17 protein-coding genes are annotated in these 16,645 nt (G+C 34.8%); 6 read left to right on the forward strand and 11 right to left on the reverse strand.

Annotated elements, in window-relative coordinates:
- Position 1 precedes the first annotated feature (1 nt).
- The 5 genes from A9G17_RS05350 to aspS form a co-directional block, all read right to left on the reverse strand.
- Positions 2-1,060, reverse strand: coding sequence for an SEL1-like repeat protein (locus A9G17_RS05350; RefSeq protein ID WP_065737831.1), 1,059 nt, complete (start codon positions 1,058-1,060; stop codon positions 2-4).
- 133 nt (positions 1,061-1,193) lie between these two features.
- Complete coding sequence (gene ubiD / locus A9G17_RS05355) at positions 1,194-2,660, reverse strand: 4-hydroxy-3-polyprenylbenzoate decarboxylase (RefSeq protein ID WP_065737832.1); 1,467 nt, start codon at positions 2,658-2,660, stop codon at positions 1,194-1,196.
- A 91-nt stretch (positions 2,661-2,751) separates the two neighbouring features.
- The gene (locus A9G17_RS05360) at positions 2,752-3,168 is read right to left on the reverse strand and encodes a hypothetical protein (protein WP_065737833.1); all 417 of its coding nucleotides are present in this window, start codon (positions 3,166-3,168) and stop codon (positions 2,752-2,754) included.
- A gap of 10 nt (positions 3,169-3,178) precedes the next feature.
- Positions 3,179-3,631: a dihydroneopterin triphosphate diphosphatase gene (nudB, locus tag A9G17_RS05365; RefSeq protein WP_081301689.1), complete on the reverse strand. Its 453-nt coding sequence runs from the start codon at positions 3,629-3,631 to the stop codon at positions 3,179-3,181.
- A 10-nt stretch (positions 3,632-3,641) separates the two neighbouring features.
- Positions 3,642-5,399 carry an aspartate--tRNA ligase gene (gene aspS, locus A9G17_RS05370; RefSeq protein WP_065737835.1) on the reverse strand — a complete coding sequence of 586 codons (1,758 nt, stop codon included), beginning with the start codon at positions 5,397-5,399 and terminating at the stop codon, positions 3,642-3,644.
- Positions 5,400-5,684: 285 nt separating this feature from the next.
- Here aspS and A9G17_RS05375 point away from each other — a divergent pair, with 285 nt between their 5' ends.
- The 6 genes from A9G17_RS05375 (at position 5,685) to dusC (ending at position 10,653) form a co-directional block, all read left to right on the forward strand.
- Positions 5,685-6,230: a cysteine hydrolase family protein gene (locus tag A9G17_RS05375; RefSeq protein WP_065737836.1), complete on the forward strand. Its 546-nt coding sequence runs from the start codon at positions 5,685-5,687 to the stop codon at positions 6,228-6,230.
- A gap of 31 nt (positions 6,231-6,261) precedes the next feature.
- Positions 6,262-7,038, forward strand: coding sequence for a DUF3100 domain-containing protein (locus A9G17_RS05380; RefSeq protein WP_065737837.1), 777 nt, complete (start codon positions 6,262-6,264; stop codon positions 7,036-7,038).
- Positions 7,039-7,048: 10 nt separating this feature from the next.
- Positions 7,049-7,498, forward strand: coding sequence for a hypothetical protein (locus A9G17_RS05385; protein WP_065737838.1), 450 nt, complete (start codon positions 7,049-7,051; stop codon positions 7,496-7,498).
- Between the two features lie 20 nt (positions 7,499-7,518).
- Positions 7,519-8,838 carry an amidohydrolase gene (locus A9G17_RS05390; RefSeq protein WP_065737839.1) on the forward strand — a complete coding sequence of 440 codons (1,320 nt, stop codon included), beginning with the start codon at positions 7,519-7,521 and terminating at the stop codon, positions 8,836-8,838.
- A 79-nt stretch (positions 8,839-8,917) separates the two neighbouring features.
- Positions 8,918-9,682, forward strand: coding sequence for a molybdopterin-synthase adenylyltransferase MoeB (locus A9G17_RS05395; RefSeq protein WP_065737840.1), 765 nt, complete (start codon positions 8,918-8,920; stop codon positions 9,680-9,682).
- A 5-nt stretch (positions 9,683-9,687) separates the two neighbouring features.
- Complete coding sequence (gene dusC, locus A9G17_RS05400) at positions 9,688-10,653, forward strand: tRNA dihydrouridine(16) synthase DusC (protein ID WP_065737841.1); 966 nt, start codon at positions 9,688-9,690, stop codon at positions 10,651-10,653.
- Here dusC and A9G17_RS05405 read toward each other — a convergent pair.
- From A9G17_RS05405 to A9G17_RS05430, 6 genes are all read right to left on the reverse strand, one after another.
- Positions 10,648-11,610 (reverse strand): hypothetical protein, encoded by a 963-nt coding sequence (locus A9G17_RS05405; protein ID WP_065737842.1) that lies wholly within the window; start codon positions 11,608-11,610, stop codon positions 10,648-10,650. The genes dusC and A9G17_RS05405 overlap by 6 nt on opposite strands.
- Before the next feature lie 334 nt (positions 11,611-11,944).
- Positions 11,945-12,838: an L-ribulose-5-phosphate 3-epimerase gene (locus tag A9G17_RS05410; RefSeq protein ID WP_065737843.1), complete on the reverse strand. Its 894-nt coding sequence runs from the start codon at positions 12,836-12,838 to the stop codon at positions 11,945-11,947.
- A gap of 67 nt (positions 12,839-12,905) precedes the next feature.
- On the reverse strand, positions 12,906-13,550 hold the full coding sequence (locus A9G17_RS05415) for a 3-keto-L-gulonate-6-phosphate decarboxylase UlaD (RefSeq protein WP_065737844.1): 645 nt from the start codon (positions 13,548-13,550) through the stop codon (positions 12,906-12,908).
- Positions 13,551-13,571: 21 nt separating this feature from the next.
- Positions 13,572-14,264, reverse strand: a complete 693-nt coding sequence (locus A9G17_RS05420; RefSeq protein WP_025316472.1) for an L-ribulose-5-phosphate 4-epimerase — start codon at positions 14,262-14,264, stop codon at positions 13,572-13,574.
- A 4-nt stretch (positions 14,265-14,268) separates the two neighbouring features.
- The gene (locus tag A9G17_RS05425) at positions 14,269-14,742 is read right to left on the reverse strand and encodes a PTS sugar transporter subunit IIA (protein ID WP_039128080.1); all 474 of its coding nucleotides are present in this window, start codon (positions 14,740-14,742) and stop codon (positions 14,269-14,271) included.
- Between the two features lie 30 nt (positions 14,743-14,772).
- Positions 14,773-16,536 (reverse strand): PTS ascorbate-specific subunit IIBC, encoded by a 1,764-nt coding sequence (locus tag A9G17_RS05430; protein WP_065737845.1) that lies wholly within the window; start codon positions 16,534-16,536, stop codon positions 14,773-14,775.
- Between the last annotated feature and the right edge of the window lie 109 nt (positions 16,537-16,645).

The following is a 16,645-nucleotide window of genomic DNA, read 5'->3' on the forward strand; positions in this document are numbered from 1 at the left end:
TTTATTTTTCTAATAATTCATCTAAATAAGCTTTAGCATCTTGGTCTCCTTGCTCACTCGCTTTAGTAAACCAATATATTGCTTTATTAATATTTTTTTCTATTCCTTCCCCATCTAAATATTTAATAGCGAGATTATATTGAGCATCAACACTACCCTGTTCAGCCGCTTTGATATACCATTCAATGGCTTTTGCAATATCTTTTGAAACGCCTCCACCTACATCATACATAACCCCAATATTATATTGAGCATCAGCATTACCGGCTTCCGCAGCTTTAGTAAACCAATTTGCTGCCTGTACATTATCAGGTTTAGTACCCGTGCCCGTTGCGTACATGATACCTAAATTATACATGGCAAGCACATGACCTTGTGTAGCTGCTTGAGTATAAAAATAGATAGCCGCGACATAATCTTTAGTCAACCCATCACCATGCTCTGACATCAATCCCAAATAGTATTGGGCTTCTGGATTACTTTCTGTCGCTGCTTTACTGAACCAATCTGCAGCCAGCATACGATCTTGTTGGACACCATCACCAAAAAAATACATAATGCCTAGGTTTAGATAAGCATCTAAAACACCTTGATTACCCGCTTCAACAAAGTAGTTAACCGCACTTGATGGATTTTTGTCGGTGCCCTCACCATTTTTATACATTAAGCCTAAATTATATTTGGCTAATGCATAATCTTGATCTGCAGCAAGTTTGTAATATTTGAACGCTTCATATGGATCAGCAATGGTCCCCAAACCGTTTTGATACATATAGGCCAAATTATTTTGTGCTTTCGCTAAACCTTGCTCTGCGGCTTTTTTATACCAGAATAGTGCTCTGATATCGCTAATTTCAACACCTAATCCTTGTTTATAAATAGTACCCAGAGAATATTGTGCCTCAGCATTCCCGTTTTCAGCAGATACACGCAAAGAAGGAATCAATGCCCCAGGTTCGGCAACTTGTAGATCCGTATCTGATTGCACTTTAGTTTCATTTGCCAAAGCACCATAAGAGATGGATAAAACTAGTACTAATAAGATTTGAAATTTTTTCATAAATTTTTTATTACCATGTCATGGTCGATAATTATACATAACCATCTAAAAAAAAATAGTTTTTATTTTATTGATTCATTTATCTACAGTACCTAATTTTAACTATAATTATTTTTCACTTGCAATATTTAATTCATGATATTCCAAGTTTGTCCCAAATTTCATCAATATGGGCAACAATTTTGGGTTCTTTTTTTATTATTTTCCCCCATTCTCGACTGGTTTCACCTTCCCATTTATTGGTTGCATCTAACCCCATTTTAGAACCCAACCCAGAAATAGGTGAAGCAAAATCTAAATAATCAATCGGAGTATTGTCGATAAAAGTCGTATCACGATGTGGATCCATACGTGTTGAAATTGCCCACATGACATCTTTCCAGTCTCGAGCATTAATATCATCATCACAAACAATCACAAATTTAGTGTACATAAATTGACGTAAATAAGACCATACACCCATCATTACACGCTTGGCATGCCCAGGATATTGCTTTCTTATAGTAACAATAGCAATACGATATGAGCATCCCTCCGGTGGTAAATAGAAATCCACAATTTCAGGAAATTGTTTTTGCAAAATTGGAATAAACACTTCATTTAATGCAAGTCCCATAACTGCAGGTTCATCAGGTGGTCGCCCAGTATAAGTTGAATGATAAATAGCATCTTTACGATGTGTTATATGGGTTACAGTAAAGACTGGAAATTGTTCAATTTCATTATAATAACCAGTATGATCGCCATAAGGCCCCTCCTGTGCTAACTCATTAGGGTCAATGTAACCTTCAAGAATAATTTCAGCCGTTGCTGGTACATCCAAATCGTTGGATAATGATTTAATTACTTCTGTTCGTTTCCCCCGTAACAGTCCTGCAAAAGCATATTCAGGTAAAGTATCGGGTACGGGTGTGACCGCAGCTAAAATGGTCGCAGGATCAGCGCCAATTGCAACGCTAACTGGAAATTTTTCGTTAGGATGTGCTTGTTGCCACTCAGCAAAATCCAGCGCACCACCACGATGTGATAACCAGCGCATAATTAATTTATTATTACCTAAGAGCTGTAAGCGATAAATACCGATATTTTGTCGATCTTTATAAGGACCTTTGGTAATAGTCAATCCCCAAGATAATAAAGGTGCAACATCCTCGGGCCAACAGTGCATAATGGGCAAACGGGTTAAATCAACTTCATCATTTTCAAAGACCATCTCTTGACAGGATGCTGAAGATCGTTGTTTAACTGGCATATTTAAAATTTGTTTATATTTAGGTAATACATTAAAAAATTGGCGAATGCCTTTAGGTGGATCGGGCTCGCGTAAAAACGCTAACAATTCCCCAATTTCACGCAAAGCCGAAGTGTCTTCGCGTCCCATTCCCATAGCCACGCGTTTAGCCGTACCGAATAAATTACACAAGACTGGCATATCATAACCAATCGGATTTTCAAACAATAAGGCTGGTCCTTCATTACGTAATACCCGATCGGCAATTTCTGTCATTTCAAGATAAGGATTAACAGGATAAGTAATTCTTTTTAATTCGCCTTGTTGTTCAAGATAATCTAAAAATTCACGAAAATCAGAAAAGTTCATTTATTATCACTCTCTATTACTTATTAATCTTTTATAGATCATATGTAAAGGTACCTTTTAATCCTTAAAGTGGTTATCTCTTTAATCGTAATTAGTCTTCATCAAAATTTTCACTGTAAATGGGTGTTTGTTTATTTTGATTACACTCTACAATTTTAGGTAGTAAAGCTTCAAATTGGTTTTTATCAATTTCGATAAATGTGTCGGGTTCAACTTGGTAAAATAGATATTGTTGAGTCTGATCATCAAATTGGAAAGAAGCTAACCAATAATTACGATCATCACTATTTTCATTAGCAAATATTTTGATAATACTACTTTCTCGCTTTTCCGGTTGGTTATGTAATTTATAATCAATTATTTTTTCAGCAATTTGAGAATCATATTCATCAAAAATAATATAATCACTTTCATTTGTTTTACATTTTTCAATATTGATTTCGGCATAACTGCACGTTATCGAAAAAAGTAAACAAAAAAATACAATGATATACTGGCTTAATTTCATTTTTTACCTCTTAACTCAATTTAAGAAAGTTGTTAATTTTACTTATAGCCTGACTATTATTAGGCGAAACAGTTAGGTCAGCTGCATCTCCCATAGTTAGCCATTGATAAGCTAAGTGCTCGGTTAGAACTGGAATTACTTCTTTAGCAAGAGGCAAATAAAACCAATGTTCTTTATTTATTTTAACTTCTGGCGAATATCTATGTCGAAACTGTGGGAAAATCTCAAATTCAACCGTATAGTTAGCATCAATTAGTTCAAGATTTTCCTTTATAATATCAATGCCTGTTTCTTCTAAAACTTCACGAATTGCTGTTTGACGTGGCAATTCATCTGTCTCCATGCTACCTGTTACTGATTGCCAAAATAATGGATCATCTTTGCGTTGTAACATAAGGTAACGATTGGTTGTCTGGCAGTAAATCACCACCAGAACCGACTCAGGTTTTTTATATTCTCGCATCTAAATATTGTTATTTTTTAGCGACTTCAATACCAAGTTCCATTAATGCAGCAGAATTTGCTGGACTTGGTGCATCAGTAAGTAAACACGTTGCCGCTGTTGTTTTAGGAAATGCAATTACATCGCGAATATTATCTGTTCCTGAGAGCAACATACTTAATCTATCTAATCCAAAAGCTAAACCTGCATGAGGCGGCGTACCATATTTTAATGCATCGAGTAAGAAGCCAAATTTTTCACGTTGATCTTGTTCACCAATTCCTAATATTGAAAATACCGCTTGTTGCATTTCACTACGATGAATACGTACTGATCCCCCACCAACTTCATAACCATTGATCACCATATCATAAGCATTTGCTACTGCATTTTGAGGATTGTTAATTAACTCTTCAGGTGTGTAATCTTTTGGTGAAGTAAACGGATGATGCATAGCACTTAAACCTTCATCGGTTTCTTCAAACATTGGAAAATCAACAACCCAAAGTACCGCCCATTTGTTTTCATCGGTTAGGCATAAATCCTTGCCAACTTTCAAACGTAATGCACCTAATGCATCGCTAACAACTTTATAACTATCAGCACCAAATAACAAAATATCACCGTCTTTTGCATTAGCCCGGTTTAGCAACGCTTCCATTTGCGACTCATTAAAGAATTTAGAGATTGGGCTTTGTATACCCTCTAAACCTTTACTGCGTTCATTGACTTTGATCCAAGCCATACCTTTTGCACCATAAACAGAAATAAACTGCGTATATTCGTCTAATTGTTTACGGGTTAATTGAGCGCCATTTGGCACGCAAAGCAACGCTACTCGACCTTTAGGATCATTTGCTGGAGTTGAAAATACTTTAAAATCGACATCTTTAACCAAATCAGCTACATCAATAATTTCAAGTGGATTACGTAGATCTGGTTTATCACTACCATAACGACGCATTGCCTCGCTAAAAGTCATAATCGGAAATTTGCCTAAATCAACACTTTTAACATGCAACCAAAGTTCGCGTATCATTTTTTCCATGATTTCACGCACTTGTTCTGCTGTCATAAATGAAGTTTCCACATCTATCTGTGTAAATTCTGGCTGACGATCGGCTCGTAAATCTTCATCACGAAAACATTTAACAATTTGATAATAACGATCAAACCCAGACATCATAAGTAATTGCTTAAATAATTGTGGTGATTGTGGTAATGCATAAAATTCACCTTTATGGATTCGACTTGGGACCAAATAGTCGCGAGCACCCTCTGGTGTAGCTTTGGTCAACATAGGGGTTTCAATATCTAAAAAACCATTCTCATTCATAAATGAACGAACAAATGCGGTAATTTTTGCACGAGTTTTAAAGATTGAGGTCATTTCTGGGCGGCGTAAATCTATATATCGATATTTTAAACGCTGTTCTTCACTATTATTTTGATTAAAATCCAGAGGTAATACATCACTACGATTGAAAATAGTAAGTTCGGTCGCTAAAATTTCAACCTCACCGGTTGCCATATCTTTATTAATTTGACCTTCAGGTCTGGCTCTTACCTTTCCTTTAATTTGAATACAAAATTCATTACGTAACTCGCCAGCTAATTGATATGCTTGCGGATAATCAGGATCAAAAAAAACTTGCACAATTCCTTCACGATCACGCATATCAATAAAAATCATTCCGCCTAAGTCTCGGCGTTTATTAACCCATCCACATAGTGTAACTTCTTGATTAACATAACTTGCGTTTAATTGTCCGCAATAAATTGTTCTCATTAAATATATCCTGTGTACAATTGTCGAAAATAATAATTATTATAGAGCAATTTATCAGGGTATAAAGACCATGTTTTAAAATAATCACTATTTATTTTATTTATACTCGATTTATGATAATAATTTTACTTTATATATCTTTTTATAATTTCATTTAAATTCAATAAGATAATTAATCTAAACGCTAATTATTTAGTTGTACTTGAAAAATGTTTGTTTTATTAACTTGTAATATCAAATATTTATTAATAAGCTTAAGTATTATTTAAATATTATTAACTTGATATGAAAGCTTTAATTTCAATTGACTATACAAATGATTTCATTGCGAATGAAGGCGCTTTAACTACAGGCTCAGCCGGTCAACAAATTGAATCAGAAATGTTAAACATAACTGAATCATTTATTAAAAATAATCAATTTATCGTTTTCGCAATTGATGCCCACGATCCGACAGATAAATATCACCCTGAAAATGTACTTTTTCCACCTCATAATATTGTTGGAACTGTTGGACAACAATTATTCGGTGATTTACATCAACTTTATCAAAGACATCAAAATTCAACCAATATATACTGGATCAACAAACGCCATTATTCGGCATTTTGTGGTACAGATCTCGATCTACGTTTACGCGAAAGACATATTACCGAAATCCATTTAATTGGTGTTTGTACGGATATTTGCATTTTACATACAGCCGTAGATGCCTATAACTTAGGTTATAAAATAGTGATTCATCAAAATGCAGTTGCAAGCTTTGATCCTATTGGCCATCAATGGGCTTTAAAACACTTTCAAAATACCTTAGGGGCAACATTAATATAAAAATAGATAACAATTAAAAAAAGGAGCAGGAATGGAGGTTTTACGAGACTTTAAATTGCATATAATTGCACTTTTAGTAGTAATTAGTTGTGAACTTATTGGCAAGCAATCGATATGGATTATTGCCGTTTACCCAATGTTATATGCGATGGTTTTTGGCGGAATCATTAGTTTGCCAAAGCTTAAAATACTCACCAATAAAAATATGCAAAATGCAAGTATCGTTATGATGGTTACATTAATGTTACTTGTTGCAAAACTTGGTGTAGCGGTAGGTCCGAAAATTGATATGATTTTAGAAGATGCTAAATTAGCTCTAATTTTTCAAGAATTAGGTCATTTTGCTGGAACAATTTTACTTGGGTTGCCATTAGCAATGCTATTAGGTATGAAACGAGAGGCTGTTGGGGCAACCTATTCCGTCGCTCGCGAACCCAATATAGCCATTGTAGCAGATAAATATGGTTTAGATTCACCAGAAGGTCGGGGGGTAATGGCTATGTATATATGTGGTACCCTTTATGGCGCGATTTGGATGAGTATTCTTGCTAGTCTAATGGCTCATTTGGATATTTTTCATCCTTATGCTTTAGCCATGGGAGCAGGTGTGGGGAGTGGAAGCATGATGGCAGCATCACTTGCTCCAATAAGTGATTTATACCCAGATTTATCAGAAAATATTAATGCTTACGCAACAACAGCAAATTTAATGTCTGGTATGGTTGGGATATATATTTATACGCTCTTTTCTTTACCTTTTGCTTCTTTTATGTATAACACATTAGCCCGTATTCGACGCAATAAATAAGGATCCGATAATGAAGATTTTAGAAACAATTTTTGTACTTATTTTAGTGGCGATTATCATGGCAGCTGGCAACACAGTAGGATATAAAATTGATTTTATGCTGTCACTTGAAGCATTGTTCATTTTAGTGGTCATTTCTATTGTAGGATTATTACTAAGTAAGTTACCCGGACTTAAAAAATTTCCAGTAATTTTATGGATATCGGTTGTTGCAGCCGTAGTTTCCTCACCAATATTCCCATACCATACAAAATTGGTTGCAATTACAGATCAAGTTTCGCTACTTGCAGTCTGTACACCAGTACTTGCTTATGCAGGACTCGCCATAGGTAAAGATCTTGCACTATTTAAAAATATCTCTTGGCGCATTATTCCCGTATCTTTGGCTGTGTTCTCGGGTACGTTTATTTTTGCAGCCTTAATTGCTCAAGTCACTTTGCATTGGGAAGGCGTTATCTAATTTAGATAAGGATTTAATTTATGACTAAAGAAGAACTAAAGAAAAAAGTTTGTGACGCGATTGCAAACCGAAAAGCAGACATCAAATCAATTGCTGAAGCGATTTGGTCCGAACCAGAGCTTGGCTATAAAGAACACAAAACAGCTAAAAAAGTAGAAGATGCTTTTGAAAAATTGGGTGTTCCTTTTAAAAATAAATTAGCACTCACAGGAGTTAAAGGTCGTCTTAAAGGTGGTAAAGGAAGCAAATACAGCATCGCAGTTATTGGAGAACTTGATGCAATTATTTGTGCCGACCACCCTGCTGCGGATGAGACATCTGGAGCAGCTCACTGTTGTGGTCATAATGCACAAATCGCTAATATGATGGCGGTTACTATGGGATTAATTGACTCAGGTGCGATGCAATTTTTAGCCGGTGATGTGGTACCATTTGCTGTCCCAGCAGAAGAATATGTTGAAATAACCTATCGCAATCGATTAATTGAAGAAGGTAAAATCAAATACATTGGCGGTAAACCAGAATTAATTTCACGTGGTGATTTTGATGATGTTGATATGGCGTTACAGATACATTTAACGAGTGTACCAAATGAACGCCAAGACGGTTTTATAGAAATTTCAACAACAAGTAATGGCTTTATCGGTAAGTTAATTAAATATAAAGGTGAAGCAGCCCATGCTGCTGCAGCCCCTCATGCAGGAGTAAATGCTTTAAATGCAGCAATGATGGGAATGATGGGCGTTCATGCTATTCGTGAAACATTTCAAGAAAAAGATTACATTCGATTCCATCCAATTATTACCCAAGGCGGTGATTTGGTGAATGTTGTACCAAGCGATGTAAGAATGGAAAGCTATGTACGAGCGGGCAATGTTCCAGCCATGATTGATGCCAATGAAAGAATTAATCAAGCATTAAAAGCTGGCGCAATGGCTGTTGGTGCAACTTGTGAAATTAAAGATTTACCAGGTTATTTACCGTTACATAATAATTCAACCCTTAATGATCTTTTAAAGCAAAACGCTGAAAATTTAATTGGTGAAGAAAACGTTTCAATCGCACCGCATATGACCGGAAGTACAGATACGGGTGATCTATCACATATTATGCCAGTAAGTCATCCTTGGATTGGTTCGGTTAGAGGGATTTTACATGGTAAAGATTACACCGTATTTGATGAAGAGATGGCTTATATACGCCCTGCTCAAATGATGGCTTGTACAATTATTGATCTACTATATGATGACGCTCAAACCGCTCAAACACTCATGACAAATTACAAACCTCTTATGACAAAAGAGGAATATTTAAAATTCCTATCTGGTTTTGACAAATAAAGTTTAAAACTTGGCACAACCTTGTGCCAAGTTTTTGTTATACTACCCACTTCATTATCAACAACAATAATCACTTCATATGTTAACGCTTACCGATCAAGAATTGTTTCGTTATGACAGGCAAATAACTTTGCAGGGTTTCGACATTGAAAAGCAGCAAATTCTAAAAAATAGTGCAGTATTAATTATTGGATTAGGGGGATTAGGTTGTTCAGTTTCTCTTTATTTAGCTGCATCAGGCATTGGTAAGTTAACTTTAAATGATTTTGATACCATATCGGCTTCAAATTTAAATCGTCAGATTTTATATACCCATAAATCAATTAATCAAAATAAAGTTGATGTGGCTAAACACGCTTTAACCAATATAAATCCCAATATAGTGATTGAAACGGTTAATCAGCAGCTAAAGGACAGCGATCTTATTTCACTTATTAAGCAACATGATATTGTTATTGACTGTACAGATAACTTAGTTACCCGTGAACAGATTAATCGCTGTTGTTTTCAAGAAAAGAAACCTTTAGTTTCAGGCGCGGCAATACGAATGGAAGGTTTGCTAAGTGTATTTACTTACCAACCTAACGAACCATGTTATCACTGTTTAAGTCGTCTATTTGGGAATGATCAGCTTACTTGTGTTGAAACCGGTGTTATGGCGCCTTTAGTTGGTATGTTTGGCTCAATGCAAGCCATAGAAGCAATAAAAATCCTTACTCATTATGGTCGCCCGTTATCAGGTCGATTATTGATGATTGATACAATGAACATGCAATTTAATCAATTTACTATATCTAAGCAGGCAAATTGCCCTGTCTGTGGTAATCACCAAACTGACCAATAAACAGTATGAAACAAAATAACCGAATTATTTTAGCTCCAATGGAGGGGGTACTTGATTATCAAGTGAGACAAATTCTAACTGAGATTAATCAATTTGATTATTGTGTAACAGAATTTGTGCGAGTCACGCATCATCAATTATCCAATCGCACCTTTTATCGCCTTTGTCCTGAACTCCATAATGGAGGCAAGACTGCTTCAGGTACCCCTATTCGAGTGCAAATTCTTGGTCAATCACCACAATGGATGGCAGAAAATTCAGTAAAAGCGATTGAACTTGGTTCATTTGGTATTGATATTAATTTTGGTTGCCCCGCTAAAACCGTAGTTGGCAGTCAAGGAGGAGCTTATTTATTACAATATCCTGAACAAATTTTTAATATCGTTAGTCAAGTTCGACAAGCTATTGGTTGCTCGGAAATATTATCCGTTAAGATTCGCTTAGGTTGGTCAGATAAATCTCATTGCTATGAAATAGCCAATGCAATTGAATGTGCTGGAGCTAATGAAATTGCAATTCATGGCAGAACCAAAGAGGATGGCTATAAAGCGGATAAAATTGATTGGCAAACAATAGCTAAAATCAAACAAAACCTAACAATTCCTGTAATTGCCAATGGTGAAATTTTCTCTATTGAAGATGCACAAACATGCATTGCTCAAAGTCAAACGCAAGACATTATGTTGGGACGTGGGATTTTAACTATCCCCAATCTAGCCAATATGATCCGCAACAAACAACCAGCCTTAAGTTGGTCGCAAGTGTTGGAAATTTTAATCCGCTATGCAAGTTCTTCTATTGATGATGTAAAACCGCTTTATCATTCTGCTCGCATTAAACAATGGCTTGCTTATTTAAGGCACTATTATGTAGAAGCATCTGAGATGTTACAAAATATTAGAACACTAAAATCGCAACAAGAGATATATACATTCTTAAAACAACAACAAATGTTAAAACCAATACTATAAATTAATCTGATATTTAACTGATGGATGAAAATAATACTTAGTTAATTTTCGAATCATTAAGCATGATAGAATAAATGATATAGAACCTAACAATATGATCACTATGGATGTTATGACTGTATTTTGTGATAACACATGATAAATTAACCAATTGGCCACTTTCCATAAAATAAAATTTAAAATAAAAATAATGATATTTAAGGAGACAGCACACTTAATTATTCTATCCGTTTGTAATACAACAAACATTTGGGTAAACATATTTTTACTAACCAAAATAACAACTAATAAACAAAATAAATAACAACAAATTGGTAAAAAAATATGCTCCCAAAATGAAATAAAATAGTAACTATTGTGTACTAAGACATCTAAAATAAAAGAAGGAAAAGCAATTAAAATAAAAAAGAAAAATACTAAAAACAAAATAAAATGAATTTTAGTGCTGTTGATTATAGTAAGTTCGAAAGTCTGTTTATTTTTATCAAAATAATTATTTAATACTTTGATATAGAAATAGGTAAATAATCCTGAAAATAAGTAAAATAGACCACTGGGGATAATACATAAGACTAAAATAAACAACCATGAAGCCACATTAATCATGTTGATTAATACATTATCAAAAATAGCTTCAGCTATCGCATTGATAAAATAGCTAATTGTACAAACAATAATGACATTAAAAATTAACAATATAATATTTTTAAATGTCACTCGATGAACATTGACTCGATATAAACTGATCGCTGAAATACCAAATAACAATAAGCATTCTGGGATTGAACGTAGTAGTTGATATGGAGCAAGTTTATATAATATACCCCATAAGAATTTATAATCATGAAAGGTTGATATAAAGGTAATACTAAATCTAATATTAAAAATAAAAGCACTACAGCAACAAAATAGTACAATAAAAATAAAAGGTAGCTTAAAAAAAGCTAATTTTTCCATTTTGATACTCAAAATCAGTAAATTCTCTCTTTTTTAAAAAAACAATTTGATAACAACAAAAAATTAAACTCAACGGCAATGTCCTATTGAGTCATTAAAAGGCCATATTGAGTTAAAATATGTTCACAATAATACCAAAGACTTTTTTAATCAACAATGACCATCAGGACTTATATTATTGATAATTAGTATAAAAAATTATATTTTTCAGATAATTACCATAATAAGCAGCGCTGTTTTTCGGTGAATTATTATGTAAAACAGGATTAATGCTTCATCATTTAAAGTATGATGAAGCAAATTATAAGATAAGAATTTATTTGTATGCTTCAATCTAAGCGTTAAAGAGTGGAAAATCGGCTTGACCAGCAATGGATTTTAAACGTTGTTGGGCAGTAATAATATTTTCTTTCCACTGATTATCTTTCGCCCACATTTCAATCACTAATGGCGCACAATAATCAATAGATTTAAGTGTTCTAAATACTGCTGAAAAATCAACCTCCCCCTCACCAATCACCAAATCTCTAAACTGTCCTGCATAATTGGGTTTTACTTTATAGGTATCTTTCAAATGAATTTGAACAATATGGTTACGGCTTAACAATAGCTCAGTACTAACATCATAATTCCAACCAGAGATGTTTCCCACATCAGGATAGGCCATAAAATAAGGTGAATTTATCTCGGTTTTTAAAATTTCAAACTTACTCAGTGAATTCAAATAGTTAGTATCCATAATTTCAACAGCTAACATAACACCGACTTTTTCTGCCTGTTTGGCACACCATTGCATACCAGCAATAAAGCGTTGATGGGTTTGTAAGTTAGCTGGCTCATAATAAACATCATACCCAGCTAATTGAATCACTCTAACGCCAAGTTTATAAGCAAGGGTAATAGCCTTAAACATAATACTTTTAGCGTGTTCTCTGATTGTTGCATCAGCAGAACCAAACGGATATTTGCGATGTGCACTAAGACATATTGAGTGAAAAAAAACGCCATTTTCTTCACATAGATGACGCAATGTATAGATTTCTTCATCAGACCAATCAAGCCTAGCTTGACGTTCATCAGACTCATCAATAGAAAGTTCGATAAAATCAAATCCTAAAGATTTTGCCTCTAGCATTTTTTGTTGCCAAGAAAGTGTATTAGGTAGTGCCTTTTCATAAATACCCATACATGGAGTTTGTCTGGTTATATTGATTGTATTATTTGTCATAATTTAGATCCGATAATATTAAGGTAAAAAAACTAACAGCCGATTTCCCGACTGTTAGTGCGCACCCCTACCAATATTTAGCAATCTGCTCTCTTAAGTCTTGAGCAGTTTTTTGACCATTTTCATTGGCTAAAGCTCGTCCAGCAATAAAAGCTTTCGTTTTAATACCCGCAAACAGATGAATATCTTCAGGGACAATACCGCCTGTTATTGATAGTTCCAAACCTAAATCAGAAAGTTGTCGCATTTTAGTTAAATCTTCTTCACCCCAACCAACACCAGCTAATTCAGCATCACGAGATCGATGATAAATTGCCTGTTTGATACCCAGTTTTCGCCATGCTTTTGCATCATCAAAAGTCCAATGTCCATAAAGTTCGATTTGAATTTCACGCCCAAATTCATCAGCCACTTTTTTACAAGCTTCAATTGTTGCAATGTGAGCGGCAGCTGAAACAGTTAACCAATCAGCACCTGCCGAAAAAGCCATTTTTGCTAAAATAGCACCTCCATCAGTGGTTTTTAAATCACAAACTAAAATATGGTTTGGATACTTTTCTCTTAAAGTTTTTACGCCATTAATACCTGCGCCAAAGGCAAGAATGGTTCCAACTTCAATAATATCTACAAATCCAGCTACGTTCTTGGCTACTGCTAAAGCTGGATCTAATTCTGTTTGATCTAATGCAATTTGTAATTTTGGTTTTGTCATTTTATTTCTCCCTTATAAATACTATTTTTGTCCGTAATAAGCATTTGCTCCATGCTTACGAAAATAGTGTTTATCAGATAAAGTTTGTTGAATTTTAATTGTTTTATTAAGTTGTCTGGTTGATATGGCCATCATGGCTACTTCTTCAAGAACCACAGCATTATGTACAGCATCCGAAGCGTTTTTTCCCCAACAAAATGGAGCGTGTCCAGAAATAACGGCTGCCGGCATCGCTGTAGGATCAATACCTCTTCGTTTAAACTCTTCAATGATGACTAAACCAGTGTTTTTTTCGTAATCAGTATTGATTTCGCTATCAGTTAAACGACGAGTACAAGGCACATCACCATAAAAATAGTCGGCATGAGTCGTACCCAAAGCTGGAACATCTAATTCAGCTTGCGCCCAAACTGTTGCGTAGCGAGAATGTGTATGAACAATACCACCAATATTTTCAAAGGCTTTATAAAGTTCTATATGGGTTGCAGTATCACTAGACGGATTTAATTTACCTTCAACAATTTCACCCGTTAATGACACTACCACAATATCGTCAATTTTCATGTTGTTGTATTCAACGCCTGAAGGTTTAATAGCAATAACACCTTTAGCACGATCAATTTCAGAAACATTACCCCAAGTAAAAGTGACTAAATGGTATTTAGGTAAGGTTAAGTTAGCCTGTAATACTCTTTCTTTTAATGCTTGATACATAACATTAGTCTCCTAATAAAGCCTTATCAATAACAGCATAAACATCTTCTTTGCTATTACATGCTCTCAACTTATCAAGATCGATACCTGTTGGGCTGTCTTCGTCATCTAATATTTGCGTGACTTCCATTAAGCCTTGCATATGCTCATCTGAGGTACTGCCTGCTAAGGTAACTAACACATCAACAGGTTGCTCTTCACCTTCAAAATAGACTGGAGAATTTAATGTCACTAAAGCAAAAGCAGTACGATTTACACCATCTTCCGGTCTGGCATGAGGCATCGCAAAATTTGGTGCAATAATAATGTAAGGCCCCATTGTTTTTACACAGTTAATAATCGCATCATAATAAGAAGGATTAATCGCTTTAGAAGCAACAAGCATATCTGTACCCAATTTGATCGCCTCTTGCCAAGTTGATGCATCCGCTTTTAGTAAAATAGAGTTATTTTCAATTAATGATTCTTTCAATGCCATTGTTGTACTCCTTTTTTAATCAATTCGTTATTAAGCAAGCACTTTTTTAATAAGTTCAATAAGTTCTTCACCAAATGTATTTGGATTTAACATGTTTTGGACACCTAAAGCATGTTGTCCTTCATTAACTTCAATCTCGTTAATTAAATGTTTAGACGCCACAATAATGTCAATATTAGGTAACCGTGATTTGTAATCTGTCACCGCGCAAGAATCCATGACATTAGCAATGCCTTTCTTATCTAAATAATTAGCTATTTTCATTTTCATCATCATAGAAGAGCCTTGTCCGCTACCACACACAGCTAAGATTCGTACTGCTCGCCCTTCGCTTATTGCCACTTCATCCATTTTTTCAACAACGTTTTCATTAACATCTTGATGAATATTATTTTGTTCTGGTTCAATTTTTGCGTTTGCTTCCTCTTGGCGTAATTGTTTAGCGGCAAAGAACATATATACTAAAGCCAATGCAATAATCAGATAGATAAATAAGTGGGAGTAAGATAAACCTTGTATAATAGGTGGGAATAATATCGCCCAGTCAGCCATCCCCATCCAAGAGTCAATTGGAGTGCCATTTTTTGCAAAGATATGAATGACCCAAGCTGAACCAAATACCTCAATCATTCCCATAACAAAACAGATTTTCATAACGGCTTTCCAACCACCAAAGTGATTAGCAAATACCCCAATTGTTGCGTTAGAGAAAAACATTGGTATAAAACCAGGAATGATCATAATTGGTGATTTAAATATAAGTAACAAGGCAATTGCTAAAAATTGTCCTAATGCCCCCCAAATAAAACCAAATACCATTGCATTTGGTGAAAAAGCATAAATTGCAGCACAATCAATGGCTAATACGGCATTAGGAATTAATTTTTCAGAAATACCTTTAAACGCTTCAGACAATTCAGCCACAAACATTCTGACCCCACCGACGATGACTTGTATTGCGACAGCGAATTTAAGACCTGTTTCTAAAATGTAAATTGTCCAATGGGTTGACCCTGCCATGGTTTGCAAATTATCCAAACCAAATGAAAGAAGGATGATGCCAAAAAAGAATGTCATCACAATCGCTGTTGCAGCGATACTATCGTGAAAAATATGTAACCATTTAGGTAATTTAAGATTATCAACTGAGTCATTTTTATCGCCCAATTTAGGTGCTAATTTAACAGCGATCCAAGACCCCAATTGTTGTTGATGACCAATTGAAAAACCCGCTCCTCCAGTAACAGCTTCTGTAGATTTAAACATCATATTAGAAAATATTCCCCAATATAATGCGGTAATAATGGCGGAGTAGATTATTGTTTCCCACATACTGTAACCAAACAGAAAATAAAACAGGGCAATTAATCCCACTTGTTGGAACATAATATGACCTGTTAGCATAATGGTGCGAATACCTGTGATACGGCGAAAAATGACCAAAAGGATATTGATAGCCAATGCGAGTAATACGGCATAGCCTACCCAAGAATATTTATCACCCATATTATGTTCTACAGTCATCATAGAAGCATAAACATCAATAATCGATCCATTAATACCGTGATACTCAGCCAATTTGGCAATCACTGGCTTAAATGTTGAAACCAGTACACCTGAGCCAACTTGTAACAACATAAAACCAACAATCGTTTTGATTGTTCCTTTCAAAATAGTGGTGATATCTTTGCGTAAAAGACAATAACCTAACATTGTTACTAAGCCGAGTAACAATGGTGCTTTAGTCATGACTTGACTATAAAAAATATAAAATACGTTATAGATTACTTCCATATGCCCCTCTCATTGGTTATGGGCTTTTTTAAAATTTGAAGTTTATATCGTGCTTACAAAGCGATAATAAAACTTATCCTAATGCCCTTTTTATATAGTTGTTCACTGT

Origin of the sequence: Gilliamella sp. wkB7 (genome assembly GCF_001693435.1) — a bacterium.
Lineage (GTDB): Bacteria > Pseudomonadota > Gammaproteobacteria > Enterobacterales > Orbaceae > Gilliamella > Gilliamella apicola_N.

Coding starts and splice junctions, on each gene's coding strand:
- A9G17_RS05425 (WP_039128080.1), bottom strand. CDS start 14,742: ATGGCATTGAAAGAATCATTAATTGAAAATAACTCTATTTTACTAAAA.
- nudB (WP_081301689.1), bottom strand. CDS start 3,631: ATGCGAGAATATAAAAAACCTGAGTCGGTTCTGGTGGTGATTTACTGC.
- A9G17_RS05385 (WP_065737838.1), top strand. CDS start 7,049: ATGAAGATTTTAGAAACAATTTTTGTACTTATTTTAGTGGCGATTATC.
- A9G17_RS05410 (WP_065737843.1), bottom strand. CDS start 12,838: ATGACAAATAATACAATCAATATAACCAGACAAACTCCATGTATGGGT.
- A9G17_RS05380 (WP_065737837.1), top strand. CDS start 6,262: ATGGAGGTTTTACGAGACTTTAAATTGCATATAATTGCACTTTTAGTA.
- A9G17_RS05360 (WP_065737833.1), bottom strand. CDS start 3,168: ATGAAATTAAGCCAGTATATCATTGTATTTTTTTGTTTACTTTTTTCG.
- A9G17_RS05405 (WP_065737842.1), bottom strand. CDS start 11,610: ATGGAAAAATTAGCTTTTTTTAAGCTACCTTTTATTTTTATTGTACTA.
- aspS (WP_065737835.1), bottom strand. CDS start 5,399: ATGAGAACAATTTATTGCGGACAATTAAACGCAAGTTATGTTAATCAA.
- A9G17_RS05415 (WP_065737844.1), bottom strand. CDS start 13,550: ATGACAAAACCAAAATTACAAATTGCATTAGATCAAACAGAATTAGAT.
- dusC (WP_065737841.1), top strand. CDS start 9,688: ATGAAACAAAATAACCGAATTATTTTAGCTCCAATGGAGGGGGTACTT.
- A9G17_RS05420 (WP_025316472.1), bottom strand. CDS start 14,264: ATGTATCAAGCATTAAAAGAAAGAGTATTACAGGCTAACTTAACCTTA.
- A9G17_RS05430 (WP_065737845.1), bottom strand. CDS start 16,536: ATGGAAGTAATCTATAACGTATTTTATATTTTTTATAGTCAAGTCATG.
- A9G17_RS05375 (WP_065737836.1), top strand. CDS start 5,685: ATGAAAGCTTTAATTTCAATTGACTATACAAATGATTTCATTGCGAAT.
- ubiD (WP_065737832.1), bottom strand. CDS start 2,660: ATGAACTTTTCTGATTTTCGTGAATTTTTAGATTATCTTGAACAACAA.
- A9G17_RS05350 (WP_065737831.1), bottom strand. CDS start 1,060: ATGAAAAAATTTCAAATCTTATTAGTACTAGTTTTATCCATCTCTTAT.
- A9G17_RS05390 (WP_065737839.1), top strand. CDS start 7,519: ATGACTAAAGAAGAACTAAAGAAAAAAGTTTGTGACGCGATTGCAAAC.
- A9G17_RS05395 (WP_065737840.1), top strand. CDS start 8,918: ATGTTAACGCTTACCGATCAAGAATTGTTTCGTTATGACAGGCAAATA.